Here is a 15,940-nt window from a genome sequence, read left to right as displayed (position 1 = left end):
GCTCCCTCCGTTCCGGAAAGGGGCTTGCAAAGCGTCCTGGCTGCGAAAAGATGTCCGAATGGCTGTTGAACCCAACCCCGCCGCCGACGTCCGCACCCCGCGCACCATCGCGGATGCGTACGTCCAGGCCCTCGCCGACCTCGACCCGCTCACCGCGGTCTACCTCGGACTCAACCCGGAGGACGACCGCCTCCCCGACCTCTCCCCGGCCGGCCAGGCCGCCACCGCCGAACTGGCCCGCCGCACGCTGGCCGAGCTCGACGGCGCCGAGGCCGCCGGCCTGGACGGCGCCGCCGACCCGGCCGCCGAGCAGCGCTGCGCCCAGCTGCTGCGCGAGCGGCTGACCGCCGAGCTCGCCGTCCACGAGGCCGGCGAGGACCTGCGCGCGCTGCGCAACCTGGCCTCGCCGCTGCACAACACCCGTGAGCTGTTCACCCTGCTGCCGACCGAGACCGAGGACGACTGGGCCCAGCTGGGCCGCCGGCTGGCCCGGTTCCCGCTGGCCGTGCGGCAGTACCGGGAGACGCTGACCGAGGGCGTGGCCCGCGGGCTGCTGGCCGGTCCGCGGCAGGTGGCCACCGTGCTGGGGCAGATCGCCGAGTGGCTGGCCCCGGACGAGGAGATCGCCGAGGCGGCCCGGCCGGCCGGGTGGTTCGGCACCCTGATCGCGCCCGCCCCCGCGGAGCTCGCCGCCGAGCTGACCGAGCACGCGCTGGCCTCCGCCGCGGAGCTGGCCGTGCTGCGCGACTGGCTGGCCGAGGTCTACACCCCGGCCGCCGCCGGCACCCCCGACACCGTCGGCCGCGAGCGCTACCTGCGCTGGGCCCGGCTGTGGAACGGCGCCGACCTGGACCTGGACGAGGCCTACCGGTGGGCCTGGAGCGAGTTCCACGACATCGACGCGCAGATGCGGGTCGAGGCCGAGAAGGTGCTGCCGGGCAGCACGCCGATGGCGGCGATGCAGTGGCTGGAGACCGAGGGCCCGGCGATCCAGGGCGCCGAGGCGGCCCGCGAGTACCTGCAGGGCCTGATGGACCAGGCGATCCGCGACCTGCAGGGGGTGCACTTCGACCTGGCCGAGCCGATCACCCGGGTCGAGTCCAAGCTCGCCCCCGCCGGCACCGCCAGCGCCCCCTACTACTCGGCCCCCTCGCTGGACTTCAGCCGCCCGGGCCGCACCTGGCTGCCGGTGATGGGCCGCGACTCCTTCCCCACCTGGGACCTGGTCAGCACCTGGTACCACGAGGGCGTCCCCGGCCACCACCTCCAGCTGGCGCAGTGGAACTACGTGGCCGGCCGGCTCTCCACCTACCAGGTCAGCCTCGGCGGGGTGAGCGCCAACATGGAGGGCTGGGCGCTGTACGCCGAGCGCCTGATGGACGAGCTCGGCTACCTGACCGACCCCGGCCACCGGCTCGGCTACCTGAACGCCCAGATGCTGCGGGCGCTGCGGGTGATCCTGGACATCGGCATGCACGTCGGCCTGGAGTTCCCGGCCGACTCGCCGTTCCACCCGGGTGAGCCGATGACCCCGGAGCTGGGCCGCGAGTTCTTCGGCAGCTACTGCGGGCTGGCCCCCGACAACCTGGACAGTGAGCTGGTCCGCTACCTCGGCCTGCCGGGCCAGGCGATCGGCTACAAGCTCGGCGAGCGGGCCTGGCTGCGCGGCCGGGCGGCGGCGCGGGCGGCGCACGAGGCGCGCGGCGAGGAGTTCGACCTCAAGGCCTGGCACATGGCGGCGCTCTCGCAGGGCTCGCTGGGGCTGGACGACCTGGCGGCGGTGCTGGCCGAGCTGTGACGCGCGGACGCTGACGGGGGGCGGGGCGGGGCGGGGCGGGGCGGGGCTGGGCCGGGAGACCGGTCGACCGGTGGCCGGCGGACCGGGGCCCGCTGCCGGCCCCCGCGGCGGCGGCCGTTAAAGCTTGGACAAAACCTGGGCATTTGTCCGCTTTAATCCCTCTTTGTGCTTGCCCCCTCTGCGGTCCCGCGTTTGGCTTGAGGGAAGTGCCGTCCGTGCACACCGACGGCACCCCCGTCCGGAAGGCTCCTCCCGTGTCCGCGCAACACGCCATGGCCGACCCGGTGCCGGACCCCCGCCGCTGGCGGGCACTGGCCGTGATCGCCATCGCTCAGCTGATGATCGTGCTCGACATCACGATCGTGAACATCGCCCTCCCGTCCGCCCAGCACGACCTCGGCATCTCCAACGGCAACCGCCAGTGGGTGATCACCGCGTACACCCTCGCCTTCGGTGGCCTGCTGCTGCTCGGCGGCCGGATCGGGGACCTCTACGGGCGCAAACGCACCTTCATGATCGGCCTGCTCGGCTTCGCCTTCGCCTCCGCGCTCGGCGGTGCCTCGCAGTCCGGCGTGATGCTCTTCGCCTCCCGGGCGCTGCAGGGCACCTTCGGCGCGCTGCTCGCCCCGGCTGCGCTGGGGTTGCTCTCCACCACCTTCCGGGAGCCGAAGGAACGGGCCACCGCGTTCGGCATCTTCGGCGGGATCGCCGCCGGCGGCAGCGCCATCGGGTTCATCGCGGGCGGGCTGCTGACCGAGTACCTGAACTGGCGCTGGTGCCTGTTCGTCAACGTGCCGATCGCGCTGGTCACCGCGGTCGGCGCGTTCCGGCTGCTGGAGCGTGACCACATCGGCAAGGGCACCCGGATCTCGCTCGACCTGCCCGGCGCGCTGCTCGGCTGCGGCGGGTTGCTGGCCATCGTGTACGGCACCTCGGAGGCCGAGTCGCGCGGCTGGAACGACTGGCTGGTGCTGCTCTGCCTGGCCCTTGGCGGCGCGCTGCTGGCCGTCTTCGTGGCCGCCGAGCGGCGCACCGACCACCCGCTGATGCCGCTGCACGTGGTCGCGAACCGCAACCGCGGCGGCGCGGCGCTGGCGGTCGGCCTGTCCGTGATCGGGCTGTTCGGACTCTTCCTCTTCCTCACCTACTACCTCCAGGTGATCAAGGGCTTCTCGCCGCTGAAGACCGGCCTCGCCTTCCTGCCGATGACCGCCGCGATCATCACCAGTTCCACCGGCTTCGCCGCCCGGCTGATGAACCGGGTGCCGGCGCGCAACCTGATCGTGCCCGGGCTGCTGCTCGCCACGGCCGGCATGGCCTGGATCAGCCAGCTCAAGGTCGGCAGCACCTACCCGACCTCGGTGCTGCCCTCCGAACTGCTGCTCGGCTTCGGGATGGGTCTGGTCTTCATGCCCTCGATGAGCCTGGCCACCCTGGGCGTGGCCCCACGGGAGACCGGCGCGGCCTCGGCGATCATGAACACCGCCCAGCAGGTCGGCGGCTCGATCGGCACCGCCCTGCTCAACACCATCGCGGCCAGCGCCACCACCGCCTACCTGGTCGGCAAGGACGCCGCCAGCCGCGCGGTGCAGAACACCGCGAACGTGCACGGCTACACGGTCGCCATCACGGTGGCGATCGGCATCCTGCTCTTCGCCTCGGTGCTGGCCTTCGTCATGGTCGACCACCGGCCCAGCCCCGGCGAGGCCAGCGGCGAGGACGCCGAGGCGGCGGTGCGCGCCACGGCCTGAGCCGATCCGCTGGACCCACCTGCTGCCCCTCACGCCGGCACCGCGTCACGACCGTGACGCGGTGCCGGCGTGAGGGGCAGCTTTGAATCTTGGCGGAATCCCCCCTCACCTGGGCCTTCTCCTGCCACGAACCGTCCGCCATGATGTCTGCTGTTCACCGGCCGTCCGCCGGGTGGTGGATTCTCACGCGGCTCTCAGTGGAGCATCACCACGTTTCCAATGAGGCGGGCGATATTCGAAAGGTAGCCGAGGCATCCCTCTCGGATGCCGGACCAGCCGGCCGACCGGCCGCCGACCGCGGGTAGGAGAGCACCGTCCTGATGAGCAGTCAGCAGCGCGGTTTCCGCCGGATCCACCCCCGTCTCCTCAACCGTCCGCTGGTGCTGGTGGCCTCACTGGCCATCGCCCTGATCGTCGCCGTCGCCTGCGTCAGCTTCGTCACTTCCCGCGCGGCCGCCTCCCCCCGGGCCGCGGACACCGCTGCACGCAACGCCGCCGTGGCCGGCTCTGCCGCCACCACCCCCGCCACCTCGCCGCCGCCCGCCGCGGACCCGTCCACCGCCGCCCCGGCCGGGCCGCCCGCCCCGAACTCGGCCCCGCTGGCCGAGCTGCCGCCCCCCAACACCCCCTCGCCCTCCCCGACACCCACCCCCACCCCGACGCCCACCCCGACGCCCACGCCGACCCCCTCGGCCGACCCGTCCTCCGCCGCCCCCGACGACCCGTCCACCGGCGACACCACCCGCGCCACGCCCACCACCGCCGTCGCCGCCTCCGGCCCGGAGGCCGACCGGGTCGGCGCCCTGTTCAGCGGCAGCGCCACCGACGGCAACCACTTCTGCACGGCCAGCGTGGTGCAGAGCCCCACCCGCAACCTGCTGGTCACCGCGGCCCACTGCGTCGGCAACACCAACGGCCTGCTCTTCGCCCCCGCCTTCCGCAACGGCCAGACCCCCTACGGCGTGTGGCAGGTCACCCAGATCTACAACACCAACGGCTGGGTCCAGAACCAGGACCCCGACCAGGACTTCGCCTTCCTCGAGGTCGCCCCGCTGAACGGCAAGCAGATCCAGGACGTGGTCGGCGGCAACCCGCTCGGCCTCAACCAGTCCTTCACCGCCACGGTCCGCCTCTACGGCTACCCCAGCAACACCGACGCCCCCATCCTCTGCTCCAACGCCACCACCCAGTTCTCCGCATACCAACGAGAGATCGCCTGCCCCGGCTACCCGGGCGGCACCAGCGGCGGCCCCTGGATCAACACCACCAACGGCGACATCATCGGCGTCATCGGCGGCTACCAACAGGGCGGCAACACCCCGGACATCTCCTACAGCGCGTACTTCGACCAGACCATCGGCAACCTCTACAACCTGGCGGTCTCAAGCTCGGGCTGAGGGAGCGGCTCCTGGTGGGAAGTCGACTCCGCCGACTTCCCACCAGGAGCCACCGGTGCGGTCCTGGTTGATCAGGTTCACCCCGTCGTGGGTCCGGACCCTTGCGGGTTGCCCTTCGCCGCCGGCCAACGCGTCGAGCAGGCGCACGGCGTAGACGGGCTCCATGGATTCCCGCACTTCCTCCGCGGTGAACCATCGAACGGCCGTCGACTCGTCCGAGGTCCTCGCGGTGCCGCCTGTCACGTGGCAGCGGAACACCAGGGCGACCACGCCGCGTGCCAGGTTCTTGTACACGCCCGTGAGGTGGTCGACCTCGACCTTGATGCCGGTCTCCTCGAACACCTCGCGGCGTACGCCGTCCTCCAGCGTCTCGTCGAGTTCGAGCACCCCGCCCGGTGGCTCCCACCGTCCGTTGTCGGCGCGCCGGATCACCAGGACCCGGCCGTCGTCGCATACCACGGCTCCCGCCACCGAGACGGAGTGGAGCGGCGTTGACACTGGTTGCGGACGGCTGTCACTCATGAGTCGAAGTCGTACTCCAGCACGTACGAGGCGGAATCGAGCACCATCTCGTTGACCTCGACGGCCCGTCCGTCCTCGGTGTACGCCGTGCGGCAGATGAGCAGTACCGGAGTCCCGGCCGGCAGCTGAAGCCGGTCGCTCTCCTCGGCCAGCGGCATCCGGGAGCGGACCTCCTCGCGGAAGTGGACCGGCCTCGCGCCCAGCTCTGCCAGCCGGGCGTAGCTGCCACCCGGGCCGGTGTCCTGCTCGGTGATCCGGCTGCCCGCGACCAGCGCTGCCGGCAGGTAGGAGGCGGAGAGCAGCACCGGCTTCCCGTCGAGCACGAAGCGCCGCCGCCGCACGCAGACCCGCTCGCCCTCGGCCAGCTCCAGCACGGCGGCCACCGCGTCCGGTGCGACCGACTCGCCGACCGAGACCTGGTCGACCGTCAGCGCCCGGCTCTCGATGTCCGCCGACCAGATCGAGCGGCCCGACCCCCAGTGCTCCGCCGCCAGCCGCTGGATCCCGCGGCGCCGCAGCGGCCGGAAGTCCCGAACGAAGACTCCCGCTCCCTTGCGGGCCTCGGCGATGCCTTCCTGTTGGAGCACCCCGAGCGCCTGACGTGCGGTCATCCTGGCGACCCCGTGAGTCTCCATCAGGTCGTTCTCACCGGGCAGGCGATCGCCCGCCCGGTACGTGCCGGAGTCGATGTCCGCCTTGAGCGCATCGGCGATCCGGCGGTACTTGGGCTGACTTTCGCCGCTGGCGACCATAGCTCTCCTCGGTGATCTCTAGACATCGTAGGACCGTCTCTCAGGACAGGACGAACAGGACGGAGCAACCGAGGCAGGCTTGTTGACATCTCTAGAGATCTCTAGTTCTCTAGAGATATAGCACTGGCCTGCATAGATCAGTGAGGTTCCGATGGTCGACGTGGCTGGACAGCCGAACTTCGTCCCCTACATCACCGCTTGGAGCTCCGAGCGGTACGTCCACCCCGCCGTCGTCGCGCATCCGCGTGGCGGCATCGCGTTCCCTGACGAGTCGCTCTACGACCGTGATGGTGACGGCGTCCTCTGGGCTCGGATGAACTCCGCCCCCAATATCGGCCGGCCCGACTTCGGACGTGTGCACCCTGGGCGGCAGCGGCGGGCCATGCGGGGGTTGCTCTGTCAGGTGTGCGGTGGGCCGGCCGGTCGGACCGACGGCGGGGTGCTCTGGTTGCTCAAGGACGACCGCGGCGACTGGCCCGGTTGGCCCGAGGGCATGGCTGCCACGCATCCTCCGGTTTGCGCGCCCTGTGCCGCCCGTGCGGCCCGGCTCTGTCCGCACCTGCGGGGCGCCGCCGTCGCTGTCCGGGTGGGGGACTGTCGGACCCGTGGTGTCTACGGCAGTCTCCATCGCCCGGGTGGGTTCGCGGCCGAGCTGACAGTGGCCGCCGACGACCCGCGGGCCCGGTGGGTGCTCGCTGCCCAGATGGTGCGGGTGCTGCGGGAGTGCTCGGTCCTCGACCTCGCAGTGGCCGCGTGAGACTGGAAAAAGCCAAGGCCCAGGCTTGCGACTACTGTCGCCGGCCTGGGCCTTCGTGACACTTCCTCAGAAGTGCCCCCGGTAGGATTCGAACCTACGCACCCGCCTCCGGAGGGCGGTGCTCTATCCCCTGAGCTACGGGGGCTCCGCGGTTTCCCGCTGCCGCATCTCTGCGACGGGAAGAACACTACCAGCTCCGTGGCGTGCTCTGTGCAGGGGTTTTCGTCCGGGTGTCCGGGTGAGGTCCGGGTGGGGTGTCCGCCGGTCTCCGCAAAGCCCGGACGGCCCCACCTCCGTCGCCGTAGGCTCGTGGGGTGTCGGGTGGCGTGACCGGGCGGGTCCTCGTGGTGGACGACAGCGAGGTGATCCGTCAGCTGATCAGGGTCAACCTGGAGCTGGAGGGCTTCGAGGTGGTGACCGCGGCCGACGGTGCCGAGTGCCTGGAGGTGGTGCGCCGGGTCCGGCCCGACGTGGTGACGCTGGACGTGATGATGCCGCGGCTGGACGGCCTGCGGACCGCGGCCCGGTTGCGGGCCCAGGAGCAGACCGCGCGGCTGCCGATCGCGATCGTCAGCGCCTGCACCCCGGCGGACCTGGACCGAGGTGAGTCGGTCGGGGTGGACGGGTACCTCGGCAAGCCGTTCGACCCGGCGGACCTGGTGGCGCTGGTGCACCGACTGATGATGATCAAGGAGCACGGCGGCGGGGGCGGGGTCGTCTTCGGCGGCGGCTTCGGCGGCGGTGATGTTCGCTGACAGCGAACAGCCAGTGAGCGGCCGGCGAGCAGTCATCCGCCCCGCCCGCCCGACCCGCCGGTCTCAACCGGCAAACCGAGTGGCGGGCGGGTGCCCCCTCTCGCCTAGGCTTGGGCCCGTGACACCCGCAGAGCTCTCCCAGGCAGTCCAGGTCGCCGTGCGCGCCGCCGTCGAGGCGGGCGAGCTGTCCGTCGACGTCCCCCAGGTCGTGACGGTCGAGCGACCCAAGAACCGCGACCACGGCGACTACGCCACCAACGTGGCGCTCCAGCTCGCCAAGCCGGCCGGCAAGCCGCCCCGCGCGGTCGCCGAGCTGGTCGCCGCGCGCCTGCGCGAGCTGCCCGGCGTCGCCGCGGTGGACATCGCCGGCCCGGGCTTCCTCAACATCACGCTGGACGCCGCCACCCAGGGCGGGCTGGCCCGCACCATCGTCGAGACCGGCGCCGCGTACGGGCGCAACGAGGCGCTCAAGGGCCTGAAGATCAACCTCGAGTTCGTCTCGGCCAACCCGACCGGCCCGATCCACATCGGCGGGGTCCGCTGGGCCGCGGTCGGCGACTCGCTGGGCCGGATCCTCAAGGCGACCGGCGCGGACGTCACCACCGAGTACTACCTGAACGACGCCGGCGTGCAGATCTCCAAGTTCGCCGCCTCGCTCAAGGCCGCCGCGCACGGCGAACCGGTGCCGGCCGACGGCTACGTCGGCGAGTACATCAACGACATCGCCAAGGCGATCACCGACGCCGACCCGGCCATCTTGGAGCTACCGGAGGCCGAGCAGCTCCAGGCCTTCCGGGCCAGCGGCCTGCAGCTGATGGTGGCCGAGATCAAGCGGTCGATGACCGAGTTCGGCACCCACTTCGACACCTGGTTCTCGGAGAAGTCGCTGCACGACTCCGGTGCCGTCGAGAAGGCCATCGGGCGGCTGCGCGAGCAGGGCCACGTCTTCGACCAGGACGGTGCGATCTGGCTGCGCACCACCGACTTCGGCGACGACAAGGACCGGGTGCTGATCAAGGCCGACGGCGAGACCACCTACTTCGCCGCCGACGCCGCCTACTACCTGAGCAAGCGGGACCGCGGCAGCGAGGTCTCGGTCTACATGCTGGGCGCCGACCACCACGGCTACGTCGGCCGGCTGAAGGCCATCGCGGCCTGCGCGGGCGACGACATGGACCGCAACATCGAGGTCAAGATCGGCCAGTTCGTCAAGATGCTGCGCGACGGTGAGGAGGTCCGCATGTCCAAGCGGGCCGGCAACATCATCACCATCGACGACGTGGTCGACTGGATCGGCGTGGACGCGGCGCGCTACACGCTCTCCCGCTCCTCGACCGACTCGACGATCACGCTGGACATCAACATCCTGACCAGCCAGACCAACGAGAACCCGGTCTACTACGTGCAGTACGCGCACACCCGGATGTGCGGCGTGGCGCGCAAGGCGGCCGAGCTGGGCGTCGACAAGGGCGCCGCGGCGGACTTCAAGCCCGAGCTGCTCGCCACCGAGTGGGAGAACGACATGCTCGGCGCGCTCGGCGAGTTCCCCCGGATCGTGGCCCGCTCCGGCGAGCTGCGCGAGCCGCACCACGTGGCCCGCTACCTGGAGGACCTGGCCGGCAAGTACCACCGGCTCTACGAGAACTGCCAGTTCCTGCCCAAGGGCGACGAGGAGCTGACCGACACCCACCGCGCCCGGCTGTGGCTGGTCGAGGCGACCCGCACCGTGGTCGCCAACGGCCTGGCCCTGCTCGGCGTCTCCGCCCCCGAGCGGATGTAGCCCGCGGCGCGGGTGCCGCCCGCCGGCACCCGCGCCCCCACGAGAGAGACCGCCGCACGATGAGCCGCTCCGCGCACCCCGCTGGTCCCCGTCACGGCGACGTCCTGCCCGAGGGGCACTACCTCGCCCCGCCGAGCGACCTGAACCGGCTGGACCCCAAGGTCTGGTCCCGCACGGTGACCCGGGACGAGGACGGCACGGCGACGGTCGGCGGGCTGACGGTGACCGAGCTCGCCGCCGAGTTCGGCACCCCGGCGTACGTGCTGGACGAGGCCGACTTCCGGGCCCGGGCCCGCGCCTGGCGGGACGCGTTCGGCCCGCGGGCGGACGTCTACTACGCGGGCAAGGCCTTCCTCTCCAAGGCCGTGGTCCGCTGGCTGCACGAGGAGGGGCTCAACCTCGACGTGTGCAGCCCGGGCGAGCTCGCGGTGGCGCTGGCCGCCGGGATGCCGGCCGAGCGGATCGCGCTGCACGGCAACAACAAGTCGGCGGCCGAGCTGGAGCAGGCGGTCAAGGCGGGCGTCGGGCACGTCGTGGTCGACTCGACCGCCGAGATCGAGCGGCTGGCCGCGATCGCCGCCGGCCAGGGGGTCCGCCAGCCGGTGCTGATCCGGGTGACGGTCGGCGTGGAGGCCCACACCCACGAGTTCATCGCCACCGCGCACGAGGACCAGAAGTTCGGCTTCTCGCTGGCGCAGGGCGCGGCCGCGGCGGCGGTCCGCGAGGTGCTGGGGCACGGCTCGCTGGAGCTGCGCGGCCTGCACTCGCACATCGGTTCGCAGATCTTCGACACCGCCGGCTTCGAGGTCGCGGCCCACCGGGTGGTCGGCCTGCTCGCCGCGATCCGCAACGAGCACGGCGTCGAGCTGCCCGAGATCGACCTCGGCGGCGGCCTGGGCATCGCCTACACCAGCGAGGACGACCCGCGCGAGCCGGCCGAGATCGCCACCGCGCTGGCCGCCATCATCGCCCGGGAGTGCGGCGCGGCCGGGCTGGCCACCCCGCGGCTGAGCGTGGAGCCGGGCCGGGCGATCGTCGGGCCCACCGCGTTCACGCTGTACGAGGTCGGCACGGTCAAGCCGCTGCCCGGACTGCGCACCTACGTCAGCGTGGACGGCGGGATGTCCGACAACATCCGCACCGCGCTCTACGACGCCGAGTACTCGGTGGCCCTGGTCTCCCGCACCAGCACCGCCGAGCCGATGCTGGTGCGGGTGGTCGGCAAGCACTGCGAGTCCGGCGACATCGTGGTCAAGGACGCCTTCCTGCCCGCCGACCTGCGGCCGGGCGACCTGATCGCGGTGCCGGCCACCGGTGCCTACTGCCGCTCGATGGCGAGCAACTACAACCACGCGCTGCGGCCGCCGGTGCTGGCGGTCGCGGACGGCGCCGCGCGGGTGATCGTGCGGCGCGAGACGGAGGAGGATCTCCTGCGTCTCGATATCGGATGACGGAAATCGTGTCTCGGATCTTGAGACACCCGTAGATCTTTCCGAAACGTCCCCGAGACTGGAACAAGTCAAGGTCCGGCGGCAGGCCGAAATGCCGCCGGGAACGAGCTGGATGAGCGGAGTCGGATGATGCGTACGCGGCCGCTGAAGGTGGCGCTGCTGGGCTGTGGTGTGGTGGGCTCCGAGGTGGCGCGCATCATGACGACGGACGCCGCCGACCTCGCCGCGCGGATCGGCGCGCCGGTGGAGCTCGCCGGCATCGCGGTCCGGCGGGCCGGCCGTCCCCGCCCCGGTGTGCCCGAGCACCTGCTCACCACCGACGCCGAGGCGCTGGTCAAGCGCGCGGACATCGACGTGGTGGTCGAGGTGGTGGGCGGGATCGAGCCGTCCAAGCACCTGATCCTCTCCGCGTTCAAGCACGGCGCCTCGGTGGTCAGCGCGAACAAGGCGCTGCTCGCCCAGGACGGCGCCGAGCTGCACGCGGCCGCCGCCGCGGCCGGGGTCGACCTGTACTACGAGGCCGCGGTGGCCGGCGCGATCCCGCTGGTCCGCCCGCTGCGCGAGTCGCTGGCCGGCGACCGGGTCAACCGGGTGCTCGGGATCGTCAACGGCACCACCAACTTCATCCTCGACAAGATGGACACCACCGGCGCCGGCTACTCGGAGGCGCTGGAGGAGGCCACCGCGCTCGGGTACGCCGAGGCCGACCCGACCGCCGACGTCGAGGGCTTCGACGCCGCCGCCAAGGCCGCGATCCTGGCCGGCATCGCCTTCCATACCAAGGTCACCGCCGCGGACGTGTACCGCGAGGGCCTGACCGAGGTGACCGCCGCCGACATCGCCAGCGCCAAGGCGATGGGCTGCGTGGTCAAGCTGCTGGCGATCTGCGAGCGGGCCGCCGACGGCGCCTCGGTCACCGCCCGGGTGCACCCGGCGATGATCCCGCTCAGCCACCCGCTGGCCAGCGTCCGGGAGGCCTACAACGCGGTCTTCGTCGAGGCCGAGGCGGCCGGCCGGCTGATGTTCTACGGTCCGGGCGCCGGCGGCGCGCCGACCGCCTCCGCGGTGCTCGGCGACCTGGTCGCGGTCTGCCGCAACCGCATCAACGGCGCCACCGGCCCGGGCGACTCGCTCTACACCAAGCTGCCCGCCAAGCCCATGGACGAGGTCATCACCCGCTACCACGTCAGCCTGGACGTGGACGACCGCGCGGGCGTGCTGGCGCAGGTGGCCTCGGTCTTCGCCGACCACGGGGTGTCCATCGACACGGTGCGCCAGCAGGGCCGCGACGGCGACGCCTCGCTGGTCGTGGTGACCCACCGGGCCACCGACGCCGCGCTGTCGGCCACCGTGGACAAGCTCCGCGCGCTGGACAGCGTGCGGGACGTCGCCAGCATCATGCGGGTTGAAGGGGAATGAACGCCATGAACGCCGTTGTCGATCGCGCTGACCGAGTGGGTGGCCGCACCCACCAGTGGCGCGGGGTGATCGAGGAGTACCGCGACCGCCTCCCGGTGGACGACCAGACGCCCGTGGTCACCCTGCTGGAGGGCGGCACGCCGCTGGTCCCCGCCCAGCTGCTCTCGGAGCGGACCGGGTGCGAGGTCTACCTCAAGGTGGAGGGCGCCAACCCGACCGGCTCCTTCAAGGACCGCGGCATGACGATGGCGATCTCGACGGCCAAGGGCGCCGGCGCCCAGGCGGTGATCTGCGCGTCCACCGGCAACACCTCGGCCTCGGCCGCCGCCTACGCGGTGCGCGCGGGCCTGGTCTGCGCGGTGCTGGTGCCGCAGGGCAAGATCGCGCTGGGCAAGATGGGCCAGGCGCTGGTGCACGGCGCGAAGATCCTCCAGGTGGACGGGAACTTCGACGACTGCCTCACCCTCGCGCGTGAACTGTCCGAGAACTATCCCGTCGCGCTGGTGAACTCGGTCAACCCGGTGCGGATCGAGGGCCAGAAGACCGCCGCCTTCGAGGTGGTCGACATGCTCGGCGACGCCCCGGACATCCACGTGCTGCCGGTGGGCAACGCGGGCAACATCACCGCCTACTGGAAGGGCTACCAGGAGTACGCGGCGGACGGCCTGGCCACCCGCAAGCCGCGGATGTGGGGCTTCCAGGCCTCCGGCTCGGCCCCGATCGTGGACGGCGCCCCGGTGCTCAAGCCGCAGACCATCGCGACCGCGATCCGGATCGGCAACCCGGCCTCCTGGGCCTTCGCGGAGGCCGCCCGGGACGACTCCGGCGGCCTCATCGACAAGGTGACCGACCGTCAGATCCTGGCTGCCTACCGGCTGTTGGCGGCGAAGGAGGGCGTCTTCGTGGAGCCCTCGTCGGCCGCCAGCGTGGCCGGCCTGCTGGCCAAGGCGGACGCCGGCCTGGTCGACCCGGGCCAGCGGATCGTCTGCACGGTGACCGGCAACGGGCTCAAGGACCCGGACTGGGCGGTGGCCGGCGCGCCGCAGCCCACGGTGGTCCCGGTCTCTGCCGCGGCCGCCGCGCAGCAGCTCGGCCTGGTCGACTGACCCGGTCGGCCGGCGCCGGATTTTGACGGCGCGTCGACAATTCGCGAGCGCCGCGACGGTCGGCGAACGCGGCGGACGGGCCGGTCCTCGGACCGGCCCGTCCGGTACGCGGCCGAACTGTCCCGGAGCGGGTGAGTAACTGCCCCGCTGTCGCTTTCGTTGTTGTTTGTGATGGCCTCGCGATGCTCTTTGCGATGCCATTTCCGGCCGGATTCCGGCCATAACCTGCAACACGGCAGATCGAGAGGGAGCGGGGTGTACCGCTGTGGAACCTCTCTTCGATACGCTGAACCCCGGCGGTGTGGCACATGCCAAAGGCTCGGCCACCTCCCAGTGGGGCGGACCTGAGCCGCTCGCAGCACCCTGACGCCCCCGCCGCCGTACCACCGCAGGGCCCCCAGGCGGGCCTGCCTCACTCCCCAGGAGAGTCCACCGCATGGCCGGTCCTGCATTCCGTGCCGCCGCCGTCCGGGTTCGGGTTCCCGCGACCAGTGCCAATCTGGGCCCGGGTTTCGACGCCTTCGGACTCGCCCTCGGCCTCTACGACGACATCGTGGTCCGGGTGGCGGACTCCGGCCTGAGCGTGGACATCGCGGGGGAGGGCGCCGAGTCGCTGGCCCGTGACGAGCGTCACCTCGTGGTCCGCTCGATGCGCGCGGCCTTCGACCGGCTCGGCGGCCAGCCCCGCGGCCTCGAAGTGGTCTGCGCCAACCGGATACCGCACGGGCGCGGCCTGGGCTCCTCCTCGGCCGCGATCTGCGCGGGCATCGTCGCCGCCCGCGCGGTGACCATCGGCGGCGCGGCCGCCCTCGACGACGCGGCGATGCTGGCCCTCGCCTCCGAGCTGGAGGGCCACCCCGACAACGTCGCCGCCTGCCTGGCCGGCGGCTTCACCATCGCCTGGACCGACGAGGACCAGGCCCACGCGGTGCGCCTCGACCCGAGCTCCGACGTGGTTCCGGTGGTCTTCATCCCGGCCACCGAGGTGCTCACCGAGACCGCCCGCGGCCTGCTCCCGAAGACCGTGCCGCTGGCCGACGCCGCGGCCAACGCCGGCCGCTCCGCCCTGCTCGTCGAGGCCCTGACCAGGCGCCCCGAGCTGCTGCTGGCCGCCACCGAGGACCGGCTGCACCAGGACTACCGCTCCGGTGCGATGCCGGACAGCGCCGCCCTGGTGGCCGCGCTGCGCGCCGAGGGCGTGCCCGCGGTGATCTCCGGGGCCGGGCCGACCGTGCTGGCGCTGTCCGACGAGGCCGGCGCCGACAAGTTGCTCCATTTCGTCGGGGAGCGGAGCGAGTCCGACGACGGTCGACACAGCGCCGGGGCTTCGTTTACGGCCCACAAGCTGCGGCTCGACCGTGACGGAGCGGGCGTCCTGCCGTTGGACGGATGACCGTTCCCGCAGACCAGGCCGCGCGTTGCCGGCGCGGTCGCCGTCCGCACGGCCGTGCGCCCAAGTGGGTGCCGAACCCGCGGTCGCGCGGAATTCGGACGGACCCGCGCTATGGACACGATTGGCAAGCGCAAGGCTGGGGAATGTGTGAGGGGGTCGGTAGTGTTAACCTCAATGCTGCATCAGGCGCCCCGCGGGGCCCGGTGCACCGCGTCCCCCACCTCTGAGCCCGCATTCGCGGGGTCACGGCGATGTCGGGGACCACGATTCTCCGGGAGCCCGCCACAGCGCGTACGCAGCCTGCCTGCGCGATTGCGGTCGCATCCCGAAGCCGTGTCGGATCCTGACCCCCATCCGCCGCAAGCGGCCCTCGACTGAGGCCCGACGGAGCGGGAGCGCGGGAGACCGTCACGCGACGGGGGCCCGGGTTTCGCAGGCAGCGCGGTCGGCATGCGGTGTTGTTTCGTTTGACCGCCCGCCGTGCTTCTTCGCTCCACCGTGCCTCGTGCACCGCACTTCGCACCTCATCCCCCCAGCCGGCACCGCCGTGGTGGAGGGACCACCGCATCGGACCTGTGCACCGCAGAGCGCAGGTCAGACAGCACAACCGGTCGCCGAGCCAGACAGGCCGACGTCCGCTCCAGGGAAGGACCCTTAGTGAGCGACACCACCGATCTGATGGGCGCGCGCCCGGACGCCGACGCGACGGACACGCCCGCCGCCCCCGCGGCGCCGGCCAAGCGCCGCCGTACCGCTGCCGCAGGCCTTGACGGTCTGGTCCTGGCCGAGCTGCAGAAGCTCGCCTCGACGCTCGGCATCAGCGGGACCGGCCGGATGCGCAAGCAGCAGCTCATCGAGGCCATCAAGGAGAAGAGCGGCGGCGACCCGCTGCTCGCCTCCGCCGGCGCCCCGGCGCCGGCCAAGACGGCCGCCAAGGAGAGCGCCGCCGCCGAGCCGGCCGAGAAGCCGGCCCGCCGCAGCCGGGCGGCTGCCGCCGCCACCGCGCCCGCCGCGTCGACCCAGATCGAGATCCCGGGCCAGGCCGCCCCCGAGACGGCC

At 72.2% G+C, this 15,940-nt stretch carries 12 protein-coding genes, 1 tRNA gene and 1 pseudogene; 11 read left to right on the top strand and 3 right to left on the bottom strand.

The genetic code is table 11. The features are described 5' to 3' along the window. Positions 1 to 58 precede the first annotated feature (58 nt). The 3 genes from ACQRUO_RS21725 to ACQRUO_RS21715 all read left to right on the top strand — a co-directional run bounded on the left by ACQRUO_RS21725 (position 59) and on the right by ACQRUO_RS21715 (position 4,946). The gene (locus ACQRUO_RS21725) at positions 59 to 1,798 is read left to right on the top strand and encodes a DUF885 domain-containing protein (protein WP_428317672.1); all 1,740 of its coding nucleotides are present in this window, start codon (positions 59 to 61) and stop codon (positions 1,796 to 1,798) included. Between the two features lie 272 nt (positions 1,799 to 2,070). Further along, positions 2,071 to 3,549 carry an MFS transporter gene (locus ACQRUO_RS21720; protein ID WP_428317691.1) on the top strand — a complete coding sequence of 493 codons (1,479 nt, stop codon included), beginning with the start codon at positions 2,071 to 2,073 and terminating at the stop codon, positions 3,547 to 3,549. A gap of 320 nt (positions 3,550 to 3,869) precedes the next feature. After that, positions 3,870 to 4,946, top strand: a complete 1,077-nt coding sequence (locus tag ACQRUO_RS21715) for a trypsin-like serine peptidase (protein WP_428317671.1) — start codon at positions 3,870 to 3,872, stop codon at positions 4,944 to 4,946. A 69-nt stretch (positions 4,947 to 5,015) separates the two neighbouring features. Here ACQRUO_RS21715 and ACQRUO_RS21710 read toward each other — a convergent pair. Together ACQRUO_RS21710 and ACQRUO_RS21705 are read right to left on the bottom strand one after the other, a co-directional pair. Next, positions 5,016 to 5,468: pseudogene (locus tag ACQRUO_RS21710) on the bottom strand (NUDIX hydrolase); the annotation flags it as partial. Next, a complete protein-coding gene (locus ACQRUO_RS21705; protein ID WP_428317670.1) occupies positions 5,465 to 6,220 on the bottom strand; it encodes a GntR family transcriptional regulator in 756 nt (251 codons plus the stop codon). The pseudogene ACQRUO_RS21710 and the gene ACQRUO_RS21705, both read right to left, overlap by 4 nt. Positions 6,221 to 6,371: 151 nt before the next feature. Here ACQRUO_RS21705 and ACQRUO_RS21700 point away from each other — a divergent pair, with 151 nt between their 5' ends. Further along, the gene (locus ACQRUO_RS21700; RefSeq protein ID WP_428317669.1) at positions 6,372 to 6,977 is read left to right on the top strand and encodes a hypothetical protein; all 606 of its coding nucleotides are present in this window, start codon (positions 6,372 to 6,374) and stop codon (positions 6,975 to 6,977) included. Positions 6,978 to 7,050: 73 nt separating this feature from the next. On the opposite strand, the gene ACQRUO_RS21695 is transcribed toward ACQRUO_RS21700, so the two are convergent. Beyond that, positions 7,051 to 7,122 (bottom strand) — tRNA-Arg (locus tag ACQRUO_RS21695). A 181-nt stretch (positions 7,123 to 7,303) separates the two neighbouring features. Between ACQRUO_RS21695 and ACQRUO_RS21690 the strand changes: the two genes are divergently transcribed. The 7 genes from ACQRUO_RS21690 to ACQRUO_RS21660 all read left to right on the top strand — a co-directional run. Beyond that, a complete protein-coding gene (locus ACQRUO_RS21690) occupies positions 7,304 to 7,732 on the top strand; it encodes a response regulator (protein ID WP_428317690.1) in 429 nt (142 codons plus the stop codon). Positions 7,733 to 7,850: 118 nt separating this feature from the next. Next, complete coding sequence (gene argS, locus ACQRUO_RS21685) at positions 7,851 to 9,512, top strand: arginine--tRNA ligase (protein ID WP_428317668.1); 1,662 nt, start codon at positions 7,851 to 7,853, stop codon at positions 9,510 to 9,512. Between the two features lie 59 nt (positions 9,513 to 9,571). Then, positions 9,572 to 10,963: a diaminopimelate decarboxylase gene (lysA, locus tag ACQRUO_RS21680; RefSeq protein ID WP_428317667.1), complete on the top strand. Its 1,392-nt coding sequence runs from the start codon at positions 9,572 to 9,574 to the stop codon at positions 10,961 to 10,963. Positions 10,964 to 11,089: 126 nt separating this feature from the next. Continuing rightward, the gene (locus ACQRUO_RS21675; RefSeq protein WP_428317666.1) at positions 11,090 to 12,382 is read left to right on the top strand and encodes a homoserine dehydrogenase; all 1,293 of its coding nucleotides are present in this window, start codon (positions 11,090 to 11,092) and stop codon (positions 12,380 to 12,382) included. Positions 12,383 to 12,387: 5 nt separating this feature from the next. Beyond that, on the top strand, positions 12,388 to 13,488 hold the full coding sequence (thrC, locus tag ACQRUO_RS21670; protein ID WP_428317665.1) for a threonine synthase: 1,101 nt from the start codon (positions 12,388 to 12,390) through the stop codon (positions 13,486 to 13,488). 436 nt (positions 13,489 to 13,924) lie between these two features. Further along, a complete protein-coding gene (thrB, locus tag ACQRUO_RS21665; protein WP_428317664.1) occupies positions 13,925 to 14,881 on the top strand; it encodes a homoserine kinase in 957 nt (318 codons plus the stop codon). 657 nt (positions 14,882 to 15,538) lie between these two features. Further along, positions 15,539 to 15,940: Rho termination factor N-terminal domain-containing protein (locus ACQRUO_RS21660; RefSeq protein ID WP_428317663.1), on the top strand; the 402-nt coding region annotated here is incomplete at its 3' end.

Origin of the sequence: Kitasatospora sp. LaBMicrA B282 (assembly GCF_050325825.1) — a bacterium.
Classification (GTDB): domain Bacteria; phylum Actinomycetota; class Actinomycetes; order Streptomycetales; family Streptomycetaceae; genus Kitasatospora.
This window is presented reverse-complemented; position numbering and strand designations above follow the sequence as displayed.

Excerpts from the sequence above, each read along its gene's own strand:
- ACQRUO_RS21725 (WP_428317672.1), top strand. The coding sequence starts at position 59 with ATGGCTGTTGAACCCAACCCCGCCGCCGACGTCCGCACCCCGCGCACC.
- ACQRUO_RS21720 (WP_428317691.1), top strand. The coding sequence starts at position 2,071 with ATGGCCGACCCGGTGCCGGACCCCCGCCGCTGGCGGGCACTGGCCGTG.
- ACQRUO_RS21715 (WP_428317671.1), top strand. The coding sequence starts at position 3,870 with ATGAGCAGTCAGCAGCGCGGTTTCCGCCGGATCCACCCCCGTCTCCTC.
- ACQRUO_RS21705 (WP_428317670.1), bottom strand. The coding sequence starts at position 6,220 with ATGGTCGCCAGCGGCGAAAGTCAGCCCAAGTACCGCCGGATCGCCGAT.
- ACQRUO_RS21700 (WP_428317669.1), top strand. The coding sequence starts at position 6,372 with ATGGTCGACGTGGCTGGACAGCCGAACTTCGTCCCCTACATCACCGCT.
- lysA (WP_428317667.1), top strand. The coding sequence starts at position 9,572 with ATGAGCCGCTCCGCGCACCCCGCTGGTCCCCGTCACGGCGACGTCCTG.
- ACQRUO_RS21675 (WP_428317666.1), top strand. The coding sequence starts at position 11,090 with ATGATGCGTACGCGGCCGCTGAAGGTGGCGCTGCTGGGCTGTGGTGTG.
- thrC (WP_428317665.1), top strand. The coding sequence starts at position 12,388 with ATGAACGCCGTTGTCGATCGCGCTGACCGAGTGGGTGGCCGCACCCAC.
- thrB (WP_428317664.1), top strand. The coding sequence starts at position 13,925 with ATGGCCGGTCCTGCATTCCGTGCCGCCGCCGTCCGGGTTCGGGTTCCC.